General features: G+C 29.2%; 20 protein-coding genes. 1 reads left to right on the top strand and 19 read right to left on the bottom strand.

Annotated features, from left to right (window positions below):
* Window positions 1–223 precede the first annotated feature (223 nt).
* Complete coding sequence (fusA, locus tag KQI41_RS04240; RefSeq protein WP_154439256.1) at window positions 224–2287, bottom strand: elongation factor G; 2064 nt, start codon at window positions 2285–2287, stop codon at window positions 224–226.
* Window positions 2288–2510: 223 nt separating this feature from the next.
* On the opposite strand from fusA, the gene hisC reads away from it, so the two are divergent.
* Window positions 2511–3590, top strand: a complete 1080-nt coding sequence (hisC, locus tag KQI41_RS04235) for a histidinol-phosphate transaminase (RefSeq protein WP_154439257.1) — start codon at window positions 2511–2513, stop codon at window positions 3588–3590.
* 28 nt (window positions 3591–3618) lie between these two features.
* On the opposite strand, the gene KQI41_RS04230 is transcribed toward hisC, so the two are convergent.
* The 18 genes from KQI41_RS04230 to KQI41_RS04145 all read right to left on the bottom strand — a co-directional run bounded on the left by KQI41_RS04230 (window position 3619) and on the right by KQI41_RS04145 (window position 18184).
* Window positions 3619–4782, bottom strand: coding sequence for an AI-2E family transporter (locus tag KQI41_RS04230; protein ID WP_154439258.1), 1164 nt, complete (start codon window positions 4780–4782; stop codon window positions 3619–3621).
* Between the two features lie 102 nt (window positions 4783–4884).
* Complete coding sequence (gene dapG, locus KQI41_RS04225; protein ID WP_154439259.1) at window positions 4885–6099, bottom strand: aspartate kinase; 1215 nt, start codon at window positions 6097–6099, stop codon at window positions 4885–4887.
* A gap of 179 nt (window positions 6100–6278) precedes the next feature.
* Entirely contained in the window at window positions 6279–6683 is a 405-nt protein-coding gene (gene ndk / locus KQI41_RS04220; RefSeq protein WP_154439260.1) for a nucleoside-diphosphate kinase, read from the bottom strand.
* An 88-nt stretch (window positions 6684–6771) separates the two neighbouring features.
* Window positions 6772–8334 carry a DUF4179 domain-containing protein gene (locus KQI41_RS04215; protein ID WP_154439261.1) on the bottom strand — a complete coding sequence of 521 codons (1563 nt, stop codon included), beginning with the start codon at window positions 8332–8334 and terminating at the stop codon, window positions 6772–6774.
* A gap of 1 nt (window position 8335) precedes the next feature.
* Window positions 8336–8788, bottom strand: a complete 453-nt coding sequence (locus KQI41_RS04210) for an RNA polymerase sigma factor (RefSeq protein ID WP_154439262.1) — start codon at window positions 8786–8788, stop codon at window positions 8336–8338.
* A 153-nt stretch (window positions 8789–8941) separates the two neighbouring features.
* On the bottom strand, window positions 8942–9553 hold the full coding sequence (locus KQI41_RS04205; RefSeq protein ID WP_154439263.1) for a DNA-3-methyladenine glycosylase: 612 nt from the start codon (window positions 9551–9553) through the stop codon (window positions 8942–8944).
* A 19-nt stretch (window positions 9554–9572) separates the two neighbouring features.
* Window positions 9573–10220, bottom strand: a complete 648-nt coding sequence (gene lepB / locus KQI41_RS04200) for a signal peptidase I (protein WP_154439264.1) — start codon at window positions 10218–10220, stop codon at window positions 9573–9575.
* Window positions 10210–10584, bottom strand: coding sequence for a DUF2500 domain-containing protein (locus tag KQI41_RS04195; RefSeq protein ID WP_154439265.1), 375 nt, complete (start codon window positions 10582–10584; stop codon window positions 10210–10212). The genes lepB and KQI41_RS04195 overlap by 11 nt, the downstream gene beginning before the upstream one ends.
* A gap of 144 nt (window positions 10585–10728) precedes the next feature.
* Window positions 10729–12807 carry a methyl-accepting chemotaxis protein gene (locus KQI41_RS04190; protein WP_154439266.1) on the bottom strand — a complete coding sequence of 693 codons (2079 nt, stop codon included), beginning with the start codon at window positions 12805–12807 and terminating at the stop codon, window positions 10729–10731.
* Between the two features lie 75 nt (window positions 12808–12882).
* Window positions 12883–14055 carry a class I SAM-dependent methyltransferase gene (locus tag KQI41_RS04185; protein ID WP_154439267.1) on the bottom strand — a complete coding sequence of 391 codons (1173 nt, stop codon included), beginning with the start codon at window positions 14053–14055 and terminating at the stop codon, window positions 12883–12885.
* 106 nt (window positions 14056–14161) lie between these two features.
* The gene (locus KQI41_RS04180) at window positions 14162–14335 is read right to left on the bottom strand and encodes a hypothetical protein (RefSeq protein WP_154439268.1); all 174 of its coding nucleotides are present in this window, start codon (window positions 14333–14335) and stop codon (window positions 14162–14164) included.
* A 221-nt stretch (window positions 14336–14556) separates the two neighbouring features.
* Window positions 14557–15288 (bottom strand): NAD-dependent protein deacylase, encoded by a 732-nt coding sequence (locus KQI41_RS04175; protein WP_326828303.1) that lies wholly within the window; start codon window positions 15286–15288, stop codon window positions 14557–14559.
* Window positions 15281–15487: a cysteine-rich CWC family protein gene (locus KQI41_RS04170; RefSeq protein WP_154439270.1), complete on the bottom strand. Its 207-nt coding sequence runs from the start codon at window positions 15485–15487 to the stop codon at window positions 15281–15283. The genes KQI41_RS04175 and KQI41_RS04170 overlap by 8 nt, the downstream gene beginning before the upstream one ends.
* Window positions 15488–15505: 18 nt before the next feature.
* The gene (locus KQI41_RS04165; RefSeq protein ID WP_154439271.1) at window positions 15506–15874 is read right to left on the bottom strand and encodes a zinc ribbon domain-containing protein; all 369 of its coding nucleotides are present in this window, start codon (window positions 15872–15874) and stop codon (window positions 15506–15508) included.
* A gap of 20 nt (window positions 15875–15894) precedes the next feature.
* Complete coding sequence (locus KQI41_RS04160) at window positions 15895–16497, bottom strand: histidine phosphatase family protein (RefSeq protein ID WP_154439272.1); 603 nt, start codon at window positions 16495–16497, stop codon at window positions 15895–15897.
* 11 nt (window positions 16498–16508) lie between these two features.
* The gene (locus tag KQI41_RS04155; RefSeq protein ID WP_216584917.1) at window positions 16509–17099 is read right to left on the bottom strand and encodes a class I SAM-dependent methyltransferase; all 591 of its coding nucleotides are present in this window, start codon (window positions 17097–17099) and stop codon (window positions 16509–16511) included.
* 47 nt (window positions 17100–17146) lie between these two features.
* The gene (locus KQI41_RS04150; protein ID WP_154439273.1) at window positions 17147–17533 is read right to left on the bottom strand and encodes a TIR domain-containing protein; all 387 of its coding nucleotides are present in this window, start codon (window positions 17531–17533) and stop codon (window positions 17147–17149) included.
* Between the two features lie 54 nt (window positions 17534–17587).
* Window positions 17588–18184 carry a DEAD/DEAH box helicase family protein gene (locus tag KQI41_RS04145; RefSeq protein ID WP_154439274.1) on the bottom strand — a complete coding sequence of 199 codons (597 nt, stop codon included), beginning with the start codon at window positions 18182–18184 and terminating at the stop codon, window positions 17588–17590.
* Window positions 18185–18217: the final 33 nt, after the last annotated feature.

Raw genomic sequence — 18217 nt, 5'->3', positions numbered from 1 at the left:
CCTTTTAAAATATTTGCTCTAAGAATTCGTTAGAGCAAATATTTATTATATTAAGATTATCTACCACTATTATACTATTTATTATCATTTATCATGCTAACTTTTAAATTTACTTTTTTTAGTATATTATATTCAATCTCTTAATTTTATTATAATCATATTTTATATTATTTACAATAGTTTATGTAAAAAGTCCAGCCACAATAGGCTGGACAAATTATTTCTATTCTTTTTCAATTTTTGATTCCGCTATAATCTTCTCTGCAATATTAGATGGTACTTCTTCATATCTTGCAAACTCCATTGTAAAGCTTCCTCTAGCTTGAGTCATAGCTCTTAAATCAATGGCATACTCAAACATTTCAGAGTGAGGTGCTTCTGCAGTAACTTTCTGACTTCCGTCATCCTGCTGTTCCATACCTAATATTCTTCCTCTACGTTTATTCATATCTCCCATTACATCGCCCATATAATCTTCAGGTATAGATATTTCATATTTCATTATAGGTTCAAGCAATATGGGTTTTGCTTCTTCTATACCTTTTTTAAATGCAAGGGAAGCAGCTATTTTAAATGCCATCTCATTAGAGTCTACAGGATGGTAAGATCCATCAAATAAAGTAGCCTTTACATTTACTACTGGATAACCCGCTAATACTCCTTTTTCCAAGGATTCTGAAAGTCCTTTTTCTACTGCTGGGAAGTAGTTTCTAGGAACTGCACCGCCAAATACTTCTTCTGCAAATATAAAGCTTTCTTCACATGGCTCGAATCTTATATGAACATCTCCATATTGACCTGCACCACCAGATTGTTTCTTATGTTTTCCTTGAACAGATGAAGTGTTTTTTATTGTTTCCCTATATGCAATCCTTGGATTAGTTAAATTTACATCTACTCCAAAGGTATTTTTTAATTTATCCACAATAACAGTTAACTGCATATTGCCTTGACCACCTATTAGAAGTTGTTTAGTTTCAGAGTTTCTTTGAACTATAAAAGTAGGGTCTTCTTCTGTTAATCTTTGTAATGCTGTACCAATTTTTTCTTCATCACCTTTAGATTTTGGTTCTACAGCTAAAAATAATGTTGGTTGAGGATATTTAATTTCTTCATAACGAATAGGGTCATTTTTAGCACAAAGAGTATCTCCTGTTTGAGTAAAGTTTAATTTCGCAGTGGCTCCAATATCTCCTGCCTGTATTTCATTAACTTCCACCTGGTTTTTACCTCTAAGTAAGAATAATCCCCCTAGTTTTTCCAACTTATCTTTGGTGGAATTATATAATTCCATATCTTTAGTTATTTTACCTGACATAACTTTAAATAAAGTTAATTTACCAACAAATGGGTCTATAATTGTCTTAAATACAACTGCTGAAAATGGCTGAGAAGAATCCAGTTTTCTTTCTATTTCTTTGCCATCTTTTAATCCCTTAGCTGGCTCTACATCCATTGGTGATGGTATGTATTTTTCTATTGCTTCTAATAAAATGTCTACACCTAAGGCTTTTTCTGTACATCCTATTAATAATGGAACTAAATCTCCATTTTTAACTGCAAGTTTTAATCCTTTATTTATCTCTTCAGCAGTAAAAGCCTCTCCTTCAAAGTATTTTTCCATTAAAGCTTCGTCTGTTTCCGCTATTTTCTCAACTAATTCTTCTTTTATAAATTCTATTTCCGATTTTTGATCTTCCGTAAGACTTACTTCTTTTCTTTGAGTTCCGTTATATTCATATGCTTTTTCATCTATTACATCTATAATTCCTTTAAAATCACTTGACACTCCTATTGGTAGTGTAAATGGTATTATTTTATCTCCAAATTTTGATTTTAATTCAGATACTAAATTATCAAAATCAACTTCTTCTTTATCCATTTTATTTACAAAGATAATTCTTGGAGTTATATATTTTTCTAAGTTTTTCCATGATTTTTCTGTACCAACCTCAATACCTGCAGAAGCATCTACCAATAATATAGAACCTTCAGATGCTCTCTTTGCACCATACATCTCACCGATAAAATCGAAGTATCCTGGTGTATCCAATAAATTAAATTTGAAATTATTCCATTCAACTGGAATAACAGTTGTACCTATGGATACTTTTCGTGCAATTTCTTGTTTATCAAAATCTGATACAGTATTTCCGTCGTCTACTCTTCCCTGTCTTTTTGTTACTCCTGTTGCAAATAGTACTGCTTCAGTTAAAGTTGTTTTACCACTACTACTGTGCCCTAATAATGCTACATTCCTGATTTTATCAGCTGAATATGTTTTCATTATACATTGCCCCCTTAACCAGCATATTTATTTAAAAGATTTTAAAAATCTTTATACCTATTTTACACATTTGACAAAATTTTTAGTTAATTTCATTTAAAGAAATTTAAAAAAGTAGTTACTCTTTTAATTATATCATAAGACATATTATTATCATAGTCTTTTTTTATCCTCTACATATTGATACACTAATATTAGTGTATACTGAAAGGAGATGTTTATATTGTCAATTAGTTTTAGAGAGGAAATCAGAAATTTAAAGGCATACGAACCAGGTAAACCAATAGAAGATGTAAAAAAGGAATATGGTCTTCAACAAGTTATCAAACTTGCTTCAAATGAAAATCCATTAGGTTGTTCTCCAAAGGTTAGAGAGGCAATAGTAAACGCCGTAAATGAACTAGGAATATATCCAGATGGAAATTGTACTGAACTAAAAGAAGCTTTAGCATCAATACATCAAATAAATGTTAATGAAGTATTGCCTAGTAGTGGTTCAGATGAAATGATTGACACAATAGCAAAGGCATATATAAACAAAGACGATGAAATTATCATGGCTGATATTACTTTCCCAAGATACATACAAACTACAGAGATGATGGGCGGTACTCCAGTTATAGTTCCTTTAAAGGAATTTACCTTTGATTTAGACGGAATCTTGAGTAAAATCACGGATAAGACTAAAATTATATGGATATGTAATCCTAATAATCCTACAGGTACAATGATTACAGAAAAAGAATTTGTAGATTTCTTGGATAAAATACCTTCTAATGTTTTAGTAATATCTGATGAAGCATATAGAGAATATGTTACTAGAGATGATTATCCACATAACACTGTAAAACTTTTAAAAGATTATCCTAACCTTTTAGTTATGAGAACTTTTTCAAAGGCTTATGGACTAGCTGGCATTAGAGTAGCTTATACTATTGGCCATAAAGATATTATAGAAACTATAAACAAAGTTAGAGGTCCATTTAATGTAAATACTTTAGCACAGGTGGCAGCAATTAAAGCATTAGAGGACAAAGAATTCTTGGAAAAAAGTTATAATCTTAACCTTGAAGGTAAGAATTACCTTTATAGTGAGTTTGATAAACTAGGATTCTATTATCCACCATCAGAAACAAACCATATATTTGTTAATGTAGGTAAAAATGGACAAGAGGTCTTTATAGAAATGCAGAAAAGAGGAGTTATCATAAGACCTATGGGTGGAGACTTTATAAGAGTATCCATAGGCACTATGGATGAAAATAGATTGTTTATTGAAAAACTAAAAGAAGTAATAGATTAAAAAAGTGGTGAGTTTTACTCACCACTTTTTACATATAATCATCAGTTTCATAAGGTAAATTCTTTTTCTTTAACCTATTTTCTACTATATCTTTAACTATGGAATATATAAGTACAAATAGGGGAACTCCTATGACTAGTCCTATAAATCCAAAAATCTTTCCACTGACTAATAAGGAGAATAAAATCCAAAATGCAGATATTCCAAGGGAATCTCCTAGAATTTTAGGCCCTATTATATTACCATCGATTTGTTGGATAATAAGTATTATAACTATAAACCATAATGCCTTTATTGGTGATACAAATAGAATTATTATTGCAGAAGGTATAGCACCAATAAATGGACCAAAGAAAGGAATTATATTAGTTATTCCTACTATAAAAGATATTAGTATTGTATAGGGCATTTTAAATATGGTTATGACCACAAAGGTCAATACTCCTATAATAAATGAATCCAATATCTTTCCAGATAAAAATCGTCCAAATATATAATTCGATCTACTTGTTAGCTCAGCCAGTCTATTTGCAGTACCTTCAGAAAATGTTGCTCTATTTATCTTTTTAATCATTCCAAAGAATCTTTCTTTATCTATCAATAAATATATAGATACTATAAGACCAATTACTATATTCCATACATAGGATAGAGTATTCTTTACAAAATTCCCCAAAACTGGTATAAGATTTGTTGCGAATTTTATAATACTATCTTTATATGTATTCCATCTTTCCAATAGTAAATTATAATATTCTTCTTGTATTTCGTATTTGTCATTGAAATCATTAACTAAATCAGTTGCCTGACTTACATAAGAAGGAATATCATTAACTAACCCCATTATACTTGATAGTAGTTGTGGAAATACAAAATTAAAAAATAAGAATACAAGTAATGCTACAGTTGCATAAGTCAATAATAATCCTATGGCTCTTTTAAACTTATGACTTTTCTTATTAAAAAAATCTAATTTCAGCATATTATTCTCATAAAACTTCAATATAAAATTAAATAAATATGCCATAATAAAACCTATTATAAAAGGCATAAAAGTTGCTACACTTTCTCCTACCTTAATTTGAAATGAACTTATTTCTGATGCAATTAAATAAAATATAACACTTGCGCAAACCACTAGAAATGAATATACCGATATAGTCGTATATTTAGAATTCCAATTTACTTTCATACTCTCCCCCTAACATTATTTTATAGTCCATTATACCATACTTATAAATAAATATGACAAAAAATTACAGGAACAATAAAAAAATCGTTCCTGTAAAACACTTTATTTACCTAACTCAAAATATCCATGTAATCCGTTTACTGCTCTATTTGTATACTTTGATTCTATTAAGCAAGATATTGTAGTATGTGAGTCTGAGGTTTGTAATATCTCAATATTTTCTTTAGCTAATGCAGCAACTGCCTTCGCCATTACTCCAGGTACTCCACGCATTCGATTTCCAATAAGAGTTACCTTTGTACAGTTTTCCAGCAATTCATATTTAAATCTTAATTTCTCCAATACATCTTCTAGCTTTTTCTTATCTTTTTCATCTATAATAAAAAAGATTTGATTTGGATATATATTTATCATATCTATACTAACTCCTACATTTGCTATACTGTCAAATATTAATTCATGATTATCATAATCGTCTTTTCTTGGAGTTATTTTTACTTGAATTCTATTATTTATATTTGCAACAGATGTAATTATTCTTGTATTTTCATCTATATACGACCTAGTTCTATGATAGTTTGTAATCAATGTACCATTGTAATCAGAAGTAGTATTCCTAATAACTATAGGTATATTGGAACGCATAGCTATTTCTACCGCTTTATGATGGAGAACTTTTGCACCATATTCTGTCATCTGAAATACTTCATTATAAAAGATTGTATCCATTACTTTAGCATCTGGTACTATTTTAGGGTCTGCTGTCATTACTCCGTCTACATCTGTATATATCTCCACTAACTCGGCACTTAAAGCTTCTCCCATTATAGATGCAGTAACATCACTGCCTCCTCTTCCTAAAGTTGTAATATCTCCATTTTCTGTAATTCCTTGAAATCCTGTTATTACAGGTATTTCTCCATTTTCTAAGGCTTCTAGTATTTTTTGAGGATTTACCCTAAGTATTCTAGCATCGGAGAAATTATTATCCGTTATGATTCCTGCTTGCCCTCCAGTAAATACAGAGGACTTATATCCCCTAGCTTTTAAGGTATTAGATAAAACTACAGCCGAAATTATTTCACCACAGGACATTAGAATATCAAGTTCTCTTGTATTAGGTTCTATTCCTGTTGATTTAGCTAAGTTTATTAAGGTGTCAGTTGCATAAGGGTCTCCTGACCTTCCAATGGCAGATACTACTACAACAGGATTCAAATGCTTTTCTATAGCAGCTTCAATTTTATCTATGGCTAATCCTCTTCGTTCCTCATTAATTACAGAAGTTCCACCAAATTTTTGAACAATTATTTTCATCGTCTTCAACTCCATCAAAATTCTATATTCACTTATTATATGATTATTCAGTTATTACTATTTTTGACACTATAATATATAGTCTATATTTAATATCACTATATATTATAGTTTATATTTAATATATTGTGAACTTTTTTATGAAAGATGAAAATAACTTTTTATTCAGCAAAACTTAATTAAAACTCCTCAAACCATAGATTTAATTCTCTTTTAGCAGACTCTAAAGAATCTGAACCATGTATAATGTTTTGTGTAATAGTATTAGCAAAGTCTCCCCTAATGGTTCCTGGAGAAGCTACTTTAAAATCTCTATGACCTATCATAAGCCTCATAACTTCAATTACTGCTTCCCCTTCTACCTTCATTGCCATAACTAAATCTTCAGCAATAAAATTTACTAGCTCATTAAAGAAATCTTTTTCCCTATGCTCCATATAATGATTTTCTACTAATTCTACATTAGGTTTAAACAACTTTGCCTTTGTGATTTTAAAACCTTTCCTCTCAATTCTTCCTATGATTTCACCCATAAGCCCTCTACGAACTCCATCAGGTTTAATCATTATAAAAGTTTTCTCCATATAAACACCTCTATTATATATTGATATTGTAATTATTGGTATTCTTACCCAATTGCATCATAAGTATTAAAAAAAGTAGTGGATACCACTACTTTAACTTAATCTTTATTTTTTTATTGGGATACATAGTATATTCTTGACCATGTATAATTAACTTTTCTGGAATTATTTTATCATTATTAGGTTCTTCATCCCTATTTTTTAATACTAACCTTTTTAATTTGGATATACTCCGTACATAATAATCTAATTCCTTAGGAACTTTTCCTTTTGAATTTCTATATTCAAAATCTAATATTTCCGTATACATGCGAACAAGATCCTTAGCCTTGTCCTTTGCCGTAATTTCCAAACTCGAGTCATTATACTTTCTGTTCCTTCTACTATCTTCTCTTAATATAACCTCAGTATTGGCCTTATTGTATATAATATCTTCAATGATTAATTCGTTGCCATTATATTCTATGGTTTGAGGCAATTTATCTACATCTATATCATAAACCTCCCTATTTTTTGTGGTATATTCAAAACTATCAATTATCAAGCTTATCTTTTTAGGGTCTTCAAGATATAAGGATTCTAGTCCTGCATTTGTTGTTAAATATCCATTATTCTGTGAAAGAGAACTTTTCGAATATAAAGAAGAATATTTATATTTTTTTAGTTTGTTTTTTATAGAAAATCTTACTTGATTTATATAGTATTTCTTTTCTTCGTTATAGTTTTTTATCCTATAATTTATATTAGTTGCCGTAGGAGCTATTGTAATCTTGTCTATGACAACCTTATTTCCATGAAATTCAATACTTTCATTAGGATAATATGATTTGGATTTTATTTTTTTTGCAGGAATCTTTAAATTCCAGTCTCCTTCTATATCTAAGATACTTTCCTCATCTTTATTAAACATAGTATATAAATTACTAATATTAATATCTATATTGCCTTCTTCTCCAATTAAAGTATCTGTATTTATCATAAATCTAGTGGAATTTTCATCTTCCGTATATAAACTTGAAAAAGCAACCATTGAACTCGATTCTTGACGCTCTGGAGTTAATGTATTGTTTTTAGTATATATATTTTCAATATCTCCACCTATTTTAATCGGATCATGATCTTGATTAGCAAAAACAAGTGGTGATAATCTTAAATTGTCTTTTAAATTTTCTACTTTAATAAATATAACAGTATTTAATTCATCCGCTATTACTCCTTCTGCAGTAACTTTAATGTCATTGTCTATTACAGATATATCTAACTTCTGTCCAACTCCAGCATCAAGTAATTTTTCCCATGCAGTAATTGTTACCTCACTTTGTTTTTTCCAACTTTTAAGAAAATCAAAATTATCTGCTGCAATGGCAGTCATTACTAAAGTAAAAGTAAGTATAACCGCAATAAGTATAGTTCTTCTTATACTTCTAATTGGTTTAATTTCAGATTTCTTTAATTTTAAATTTATTTCCTTATTTGTATTAATCATATTTCTCTTTTCTGATAATTTCTCTATGGTTAGTTTAATTTCGTTGTATTCTTTATTACACTGAGGACATTTTTCTAAATGGCATTTTACTTTTTCTTTATCTTCTTTACTTAAATTTCCATCAATGTAATCAATGATTTTTTCTCCTATGAAATTACAATCCATACTATTCCTCCTCTACTAAATTTCTAAGTGCCTTTACCCCCCTATATATCCTAGACTTTACTGTACCCATTGGAATATCTAATATATTGGATATTTCTTCTTGGCTATATCCTATTATATATTTAAGTATAATGACCTCCCTAAATATTTCATCAACAGAATGGATTTCCTGAAAAAAATTATATTCATCACTATAATGACCGTGTATTTCTATATATTCTTGGAGAACTTCTCTTTTTCTCTTTCTTAAACACTGCCTGCATTCGTTAATTAAAATAGTAGTAAACCAAGTTTCAAAGAGATTAGTATCTCTTAAACTTTTAATATTTTCATAGACTTTTATCATAGTATTTTGAAGTATATCTTCAATATCTTGATGATTATAGACATAAGACCAAGCTATTTTATAAAACTTATCTTGTCTCTCCATAACCCAAGTCATTAGATTTTCCATATCTCTTGATTTTATTTTTTTTACTAATTTTTTATTACTCAGCTTAATTATACCTATCCCTCCTTTCCCTCTACTAATTAGATGTATTTATATGTATAAAAGTTCCCATAAAAAAATAAAGAGCAAAATAATTTTGCTCTAATGTTTTGATGATTATTTTTTTGATACAAATGGATTATCTTTAATATAAAATCTTAGTAAATAATCCTTTGCCATTGTTGCATAATCTATATTTATTCTTTTACTTCTGACAATTTTATCTAAAGATAGTCTTGGTGAATCTTCTACCCAAATCTTTTCACTTGTTACTAAATCTAAGCCATAATCACTTTTAGTCATACCATATGCCATTACAAACTTAGCTGGTCCATTAGTTAGATTGATTATTTCTTTTCTTGGAGGATTGTTAAATTCCTTTTTATATCTGTTTTCATACATCTTATCTATACCTTCTATTGGCTCTATAGCTCGAATTAATGCTGCCCCATGAATACCTTTCTTTTCTGCAACTATATTAAATAAAAGATACATTCCATATATTGTGTAAATATAAATATGTCCACCAGCTTCATCTATTATTTTGGTTCTGTCAGTAATGCCCTTATTAAAATGAGCACCATCATCTTTAGCATTTATATAAGCCTCTGTTTCCACTATTCTTCCTTTATATATATTTCCTTTATCATTATATACTAAAGTCTTTCCAAGTAAATCTCTAGCAACTAAAATAGTGTTTCTTTCATAGAATTCTCTCGTTAATCTCATGTAAAACTTCCTTTCAAATCTATGATACCTTACTAATGCTCTTTAATGGCCAAATTCTAAAGGTTACTTTGCCCTTTACTTGACTATAGTCTATTAATCCTAAGTCTCTGCTATCAAGACTATGTTCTCTATTATCTCCTAATACAAATACTTTATCCTCTGGAATAGTCAAAGGATAGCCTAAATCTTCTCTTGCAAAGGTATTTCCTTTTATATAATCTTCTTCTAACTTATGTCCATTTAGGTAAACATCTCCATCTTTAATATCAATAATATCTCCAGGTACTCCTATTACTCTCTTAATTATATATTTTTCATCTATATTATTAGTAAACTTATTTAATATATTAGTTATAATATCTTTACCTTCATTAATGATATTTTTAACTATTCCTCTTTCTTGTCCTTCATATCTATTTATAATAACAATTTGATTTCTTTTAGGTGCTGTAAAATTATATCCTAATTTATAGTTAATTACCCTTTCATCTTCATAAAAAGTAGGTTCCATTGACTGTCCCTTTATTCCAGTTAATGAAAATATATTTCCAGAAATAAACAAGGCTATTATAATTGTTAAAATAATTGTTGTTAACCAACTTATTACCTCTCTAATAAAAACATTTCTTCTTCTCTTTTGATGTGATACAAATAAATTACTCTTCATAACTAGTTTTTATCCTTTCAAAATTTTGGTATCTTGTTCCTTGAAATGTAAGCTTTCCAATATCGCCTTCAGCTAACTTTCCATATTCTTTCCCCGAGATATGAAACTCCATTCTATCTCCACTTTCTACTTCAAAAGTAGCATAATAAGTAGTATCTGCTGTTGAGTGAATATTATTGTCATTCGTATGATTGTGCCTACTTACATTGGTTCTTTTAGATACCACCTTAGCCGCCACTGTTAAAACTGGTTGCTGATTATTTGAATGCCATTGTCCAATTCCCTTTACAGCAGTAAATATAAATATTCCAAATATAACTATAAAAAATATTGGAACTATTAATCCTATAAAAGAAAAATACATTGTAATCCCTCCTTCTAATTTATTATATCACAAATTTTATTAATATAAAAAAGCTTATATTGAAATATTAACAATGCAGATTTTCTTGAAACCCATAAATAGTTGCCATAAAAAAACTGAATAGGAAATCCTATTCAGTTTTTATTATAACTTAAATCTATTAACTAATTCATTTAATTTTTCTATTGTGTGAGCTAAATTGTCTGTGTTATTTGATATATTTTCCATAGTTGCAGCTTGTTCTTCCATAGATGCAGATAATTCTTCCGTTGAGGCTGCTGTTTCTTCTGTTACTGAAGATATGCTCTGAATAGCCAATATTACATCTTCCTTATCATTATCTACAATCTCTAATCTTTGTTCTAACTGAGTAATCGCCTCCATAGATATACTTATGGCTGAATTGATTTCTTCAAAGGCCTTCTTAACCTCCGATAAAGTTACATTAGCCTCATTTAAGGCAATTTCAGATTCGTCCATATTCTCTTTTGTATTTTCTACTTCAGATTGAATAATACTTAATATTCCTTCTATGTCCCTAGTAGCATTTCCTGTTTGTTCAGATAGCTTTCTGATTTCTTCAGCTACTACAGCGAAACCCCTTCCAGCTTCTCCTGCACGAGCTGCTTCTATAGCCGCATTTAGGGCCAAAAGGTTTGTCTGCTCTGAAATTCCAGTTATAATATTTAAAATGTTTCCTATTGATTTAGACTTTTCTAGTAAAGAATCAATATTCTTTACTACAGAATTAGTAGACTCATTGGTTATATTAAACTTTTCTATCATTTCATCCATTGATTTTAATCCATGTTGGTTCATCTCTTGAGCTTTTATAGAACTTCCAACTACTGTTTCTCCATCTACTACTGCCTCTTTTATTTCATTAGCTAACTTATATAGTTTCTCTGAGCCTGTTTCTGCATCCGATGCTTGTCCCATAGAGGCTTCTGCTAATTCCTCCACAGTTCTAGCCACATCACTTATAGACTGTGCAGTATCTTCTGTAGCAGAAGTTAAACTATTAGTGTTCTCAACAATATTTGTTGTGGTTTCTTCTATTGCACTTATTATTCTTCTCATTTCTTCTCTTAAAAGCCCAGTAGCTCTAAAAATAGAACCTACTTCATCTTTTCTATTAAATAAAAGTTTTATCTTCTTGGTCTCTTCAATATCTGTTAAGTCCAATTTTGATGTAGTCTCTATTACTTCAGTAATAAATACTATTGGGTTAGAAATCATTTTTCCCATAACAAAGGATATAATAGCAGCTAGTATAGATGCTACCAATACAACCCCTAAAATAACATAAACTGTACTGTACATCTCCTTTAATATTTCAGTTTTAGGAACTGTTAAGACTATTATCTTTCCATCATTTAGTTTAGCAAAACCCATGATTTTACTTTCTCCACCAAATTGCATATCTTTGGTTCCAAAATCATTGCTTCCAATCTCATCAGCTATACTGCTATATATTCCACCGTCTATAGTTTTAAAATTGCTGCTACTATCTAAAGTAGGATGAACTAAATAGTCATAATCTTTATTAAGTAAAAATCCATATCCCGTATCATATAATTCTATTGCTTCTATACCTTTTATTAAATCTCTTACACGTAAGTCTACCCCTATTACTCCTAATGTTTCATTATCTACAACAATAGGAGCTGAGTAGGTCATTACATTAATATTTCCATGGTTTAAATAAGGGTCTCCCCATATTCCTTCTCCTGCTTTTATAGCGTTATAATAGAATGCAGCTTCAGCATCATCTTGACTCGTACCTGCTATATCTGTTGGTAGCCCTTGAACCAAAGTACCATTATCATCTATCCCAATCCAAGTCCCTTCTGTTTTTCCTGTGTATTTTGGATCTATGGCTATGTATATTCCAGCACATTTCTTAGTTGTCCTAGATGTTCCTCTGACAACAGGTCTTAAAATAGTGTCACTATAGTTAGCTAAATAGTCCTCTTCATTTAATCTATTTGTATCTATAGTCCCACTAACTAATTGGTGTAAACTGTTTAGAGTTCCCTCATATAAAATTAAGTCCTTATTAAATTCTTCAGCATATATTTGTGCTGTACCAACAAGATTCTTTCTTGCCTCTTCTTGAATTACACTGACACTTTTAAATACACTGGTGACTCCTACTACTAAAGACATAGCTATGGAACACATTAAAACAGTCACTACAATTCTTGTACTAATTTTTTTCAATGGCTTCCCCTCTTTCTATTTTTAATTCAAAACAATATTACTATTATCGACAAATTATTATATTTATTTAGTATTTTAGATATATTTATCCAAGTTTTCCTTTAATTCTTTCTCAATATATAAGTCCTTTAAATTCCAAAATTCCTTAAACTTTCTATATTTATCTATGGCTTCTTCCTTATTTTTATCATTGGTTCTAGTAGCCCTTATTAAAATATTTTTAGGTGTATGTTCCATATCTATAAACTCCAGTAATTGAACATTATAGCCTAAAATTTCTAGTATATTGGCTCTAAGGCTGTCTGTCACTAAGGATGATAGTTTTTCTTTTATTATTCCATGACTCAGCATAGGTTCCAATATCTCATTCTCAATCTTATTATAAAATTCATGTTGACAGCAAGGAACTGAAAGTACAGTTTCTGCTCCCCAATTTATAGCCTTGACTAAGGCTGCATCTGTGGCAGTATCACAAGCATGCAGAGTTACTACCATATCTACCTTGTCTATCCCCTCATAGTCTCTAATATCACCATGGATAAACTTTAATTTATTATAATTTAAATCGTTAGCAACCTGATTGCAAAAAAGAATTACATCTTCCTTTAAATCTAGCCCTATTATATTTATATCTAAATTTAAAATATTAACTAAATAGTAGTAAAGTGCAAATGTTAAATAAGATTTTCCACATCCAAAATCTATAATATTAAGGGTATTTTCACTACTCATCTTTGGAATCACATCAGCTACCATTTCTAAAAACCTATTTATCTGTCTAAATTTATCATACTTCTTGGCTACTACCTTTCCCTTTTCAGTCATAACCCCAAGTCTTACAAGAAAATCAACAGGTTCTCCTTCTTGAATTATATAAGATTTTTTTCTATTATGGGATAAATCTAAATCTTCTTTTGTGGGTTTTTTCTTCAATATATTTACTTTACCTTTTTTGCTTATTAGTATTTGATAATCTGCTTTTTTTGTAAATATTATTCCTTGTTTAAATTCTTCATCTAAAAGCCTTCCTATTTCTTTTATGGATTCGTTCAACTCAAGATTTTTATGTATTACCTTAGTCTTATATTCATAAGTAAATTGTAATTTCACATCATCTTTTATAAGAACAGGCTTCATGGTTACCTTAGTAAAGCCATCTTCACCTTTCTTTCTTAAATTACTAATAACCCCATATATAATTTCATTATTCAATATAATTTCATCAAGTAAAATTTTTATATCATCCATTTTATCTCTCCTATTATTTAAAATAAGCTAATGAAAACTCACTAGCTTATTACATACATTTTACGTCTATTTCAAATTTTACTATATAGTCCAATTATTGTCTAGATTAATCCTTTGCTCGTTCTATATATGTTACTATGGCAAAAAATACATTTCCCTCCTGATTATATTCAATATCTACAATCTCCAATATATTTTCTTCATTTTCAGTTATCCAAGTGTCTACCTTATCTTTAATGGCAGAACCATCTTTATAGTCTACTATATACATATATTTCATTATATCACTCCTAATATAATATTTATAATTATTATATTAGATATATATGAGGAAATTGCTTAGTATTTATTTGATTTATTAATTATGATAAATTTCATAAATATATTATCTTCTATATCTCACAAATAATTACTATTCTAAATTCTAAAAATGGTTTTACATATTGAATTACTCTTAGCTCAGGATAGTTTTGATATGTATTTTATCATTTATTCCACCTTTTATAATATTTTGTTTAATGTTTCTCCAATATTACTATTAAATGTAAGCATTGCTTTATTATCATATTGTGTTTCTGATTTATTGATTAAAATCAGGTTATTTTTTCTATAATACTCAATTAGACTTGCTGCTGGATAGACAGTTAGAGATGTACCACCTACAATTAAAACATCTGCATTTATTATATATTCTATGGATTTATTTAATATATCCATATCTAATCCTTCCTCATAAAGAACTACATCTGGCCTTACAATTCCACCACATTCATCGCATAATGGAACTGACAATGAAGAAAGTATATATTCTAAGGGGAAAAACTTATGACATTTCTCACAATAATTTCTATGTACTGAACCATGAAGTTCTAATACATTTTGTGAACCTGCTATTTGATGAAGTCCATCAATATTTTGTGTAATAATTGCTTTAAGTTTTCCTCTCTTTTCTAATTCTACTAAGGCAATATGAGCCATATTAGGCTTTGCATTATTATAAATCATTTTAGTCTTATAAAACTCATAAAAATCTTCAGTATCCCTTTTATAACAAGTATGGCTTAACATATATTCTGGAGGATATTTTGAATTTTTAGATGTAGTATATAATCCTGTTGCAGACCTAAAATCTGGTATATTACTTTCTGTAGATACACCAGCCCCACCAAAAAATACTATACTGTCACTGCTATCTATAATTTTTTTTAATTTATCTATAGTCAAATCATTCACTCCTATATTTTTCAACGCAAGATTTACAAATACACGCTTTTCCTCTTTTTTCCTCTGGAATCATTTCTAAAAGCTCCTTTGGAATTGTAACACTAAAACACCAACATTTCTCATTATGCTTGCAATTATTATTTTCCCCACAAATAGGGCAAGTAGTTTCCTCAGTATGAGCTAAGGGTTTATCTAAATTGTTACACATTTTTGTATCCCCAATCTATTAAAGTTTTTTCCCACATTTAGGACAATATTCAAAATCATTATTTATAATATATCCACAATTAGAACAAAACCTTTCTTTGCTATAATTAACATTCAGAGGTTTTAATTCAGATTCTTCAATTTTACTTTTTTGTCCTCGTTCTATTGCTTTGCCTAAATCATTGTCTATAGTATATAAACTACCACAACATACACTTCTTACATAATATTTTTTATTCCATTTAATAATTGGAATAAAGAATAAACTAAAGAATGTATACGTCATAAATACCTCTAATCTTCCATAAGAACCACAACTTGTACAAACTATGGTCTGTGCAAAATCGATATTTTTTTCCTTTGTGGAAATTCCAAATACAAAAAACATTTTTCTGTTCTCCTATTCTACTAATCTAAATGAGATATATCGCCTTCTAGTATCATATTGATTTTATCATCTGTTACCTCTACTACTGTAAGTGAAGTACCATGTAAAAAGGGTTCTCGACTCCATAGTTCTTCTAAGGCATATCCCTTTATGATAGCATAGATGACTTTAATAACCACAGCATGAGAAACTATTAAGATATTCTCTGCCTCTTTATTGTCTACTATCTTAGTTAACACATCTTTTACTCTTTTGAATAATTCATCAAAACTTTCCCCTTCAATGGAATTATATAGATGGGGCTTGTTCCAAAAATTAAAATGTTCTATTGGATATAGTTCTTCTATTGTAGTATGCTCCATACCTTCCCATTTTCCAAATCCCATCTCTTTAAGGGAATCCATTAAGATTATTTCTTCATCTTCTTTGATATATTTTGCCGTATCCACTGCTCTTTCTAAAGGACTAGAGTATATATAATCAAATTGAACATCCTTTAATCGTTCTCCCAATTTTTTCGCATCTTCAATACCCTTTTCAGTTAAATTGGAATTCTTCCATCCCTGCATTCTTCCTTCTTTATTCCACTGAGTTTCACCATGTCTAGTTATATATATTTTCATTTCTCTGCCTCCTATGTTGTTTTAAACTCACTGCTTTTCTTTTTTAAAATATAAGTTACTAAAAAACCTCTTTTACTGTCATCTTCAATATATTTTATCAATTGAAATGATTTTTTTAGCATTTCAATATCCATCGGTTGAATCAAGTCTTGTTTTCTTATTCTTTCATCTACCTTGTGTTTATACCCAAAACCAGATATAAATAAAATTCCATCATCTGATATATGACTTTCAATATCTACAAGATTTTCCTCGCTCAATCTATAGTGGTTAATTACAATATTATCAAATATACCAATATCTTTTAATCCACTGGGTTTACTTAAATCTATTTGCCGTGTTTCTATAGAATGATTTGATTTTTCTGCAAATCTTTTTAAACGTTCTAGGGCATTAAGGCTAAAATCAACACCTGTAATTTTAAACCCATTTTCAAGAAAAAACAAGGCATTTCTACCATCTCCACATGCTATATCTAAAACAGAACCTTTTTTAAAACAATTAATATTGTCTATCAATACACCTTCTGGACTTAAGGGTTTATCATTTCTTTGCTTAAATCTTTCATCCCAATATTCTTTATTTCCCATGTATTCCAACATTTTCTCCTCCCATAAGCTTTAGTTAAAATATATACTACATTCATATTCTAAAGCTTACTAAGTAAACTATCTATATCTTCAATATTATTATAAAAAATTACTTTTCTAGAGATACCTTCTAGGGTTTCAGAAATGTCTGCCCTTATGTCTGCTATGGTGATAATTGGTATATTCCGTGCAAAGGCATATCCTGCTTCAATCCCTAGACCTACCCCCTTTTCACTTAAATCAATAACAACTAGATCACATTCATCAATTTCTTTAAATGTCAATTTCATTAATTCCTGTGGATTATATTTAACTTGATGATTTTGTATATCTCTGACAATACAACTAGTTCCATACCCATTTCTTTCAAGGGCTGATGAAATCTTATTAATAATTTCCTTGTTTCTATAGTCTTCATAGTATTTAATTCCAATATATGCTTTCATAAGCCTTATCCTCCACTTATTCAACAGATAATCTTCATAAGTAAATCTATAATATCACTTCAATATTCTAATATGTCTAAGCCATATTTTAGTTTTATCTAGCCTTTTCTTAACTAGATTTCTCTCATCAGGTAATAAATCAATATCACATGATTCACCTATATAATCAACCACCTCATAAATTGTCATTTTATTTGTATCAATATACTCTTTAAAAATAGGATTAGATAAATCTTCTATACATCTATTAATCTGCTTAGCAGCCCATGAATTACTGCTATCACCTCTTTTTCTCAGTCTTTTTATTAAAGTCTCCTTATTAGCTACTAAAGTAAAATGTTTAATGTCTATATCTTTTCTCCTCAATCTTTCAAGTATTTCAGTATAGTATAGTTCACTTGTTATTGTCATAGGAACTATAATTATCCCATCATAATGTATACTCATATATTCAAGCATTTGATAATTAAAATCCCTCCAAATGGTAAAATCTTGAAAATCGCTTAACTTTAATTTATTAGGTATATTATCTCGAATAAAGTATCCTGCTTCCTCTGGATCGTATACATATGAATTCTCTATTCTTCTATTTAATTCATATGCTGTATTTGTTTTTCCACTTCCAAATGCTCCGTTAATCCAAATTATCATAGGATACCTCCATATTTTTTATATTCTAAGCCT

This window comes from Tissierella pigra, from assembly GCF_018917845.1.
In the GTDB taxonomy this organism is placed as follows: Bacteria; Bacillota; Clostridia; order Tissierellales; family Tissierellaceae; genus Tissierella; species Tissierella pigra.
Note: the sequence above shows the minus strand (reverse complement) of the source record. Positions and strands in the feature narration are given on the sequence as shown.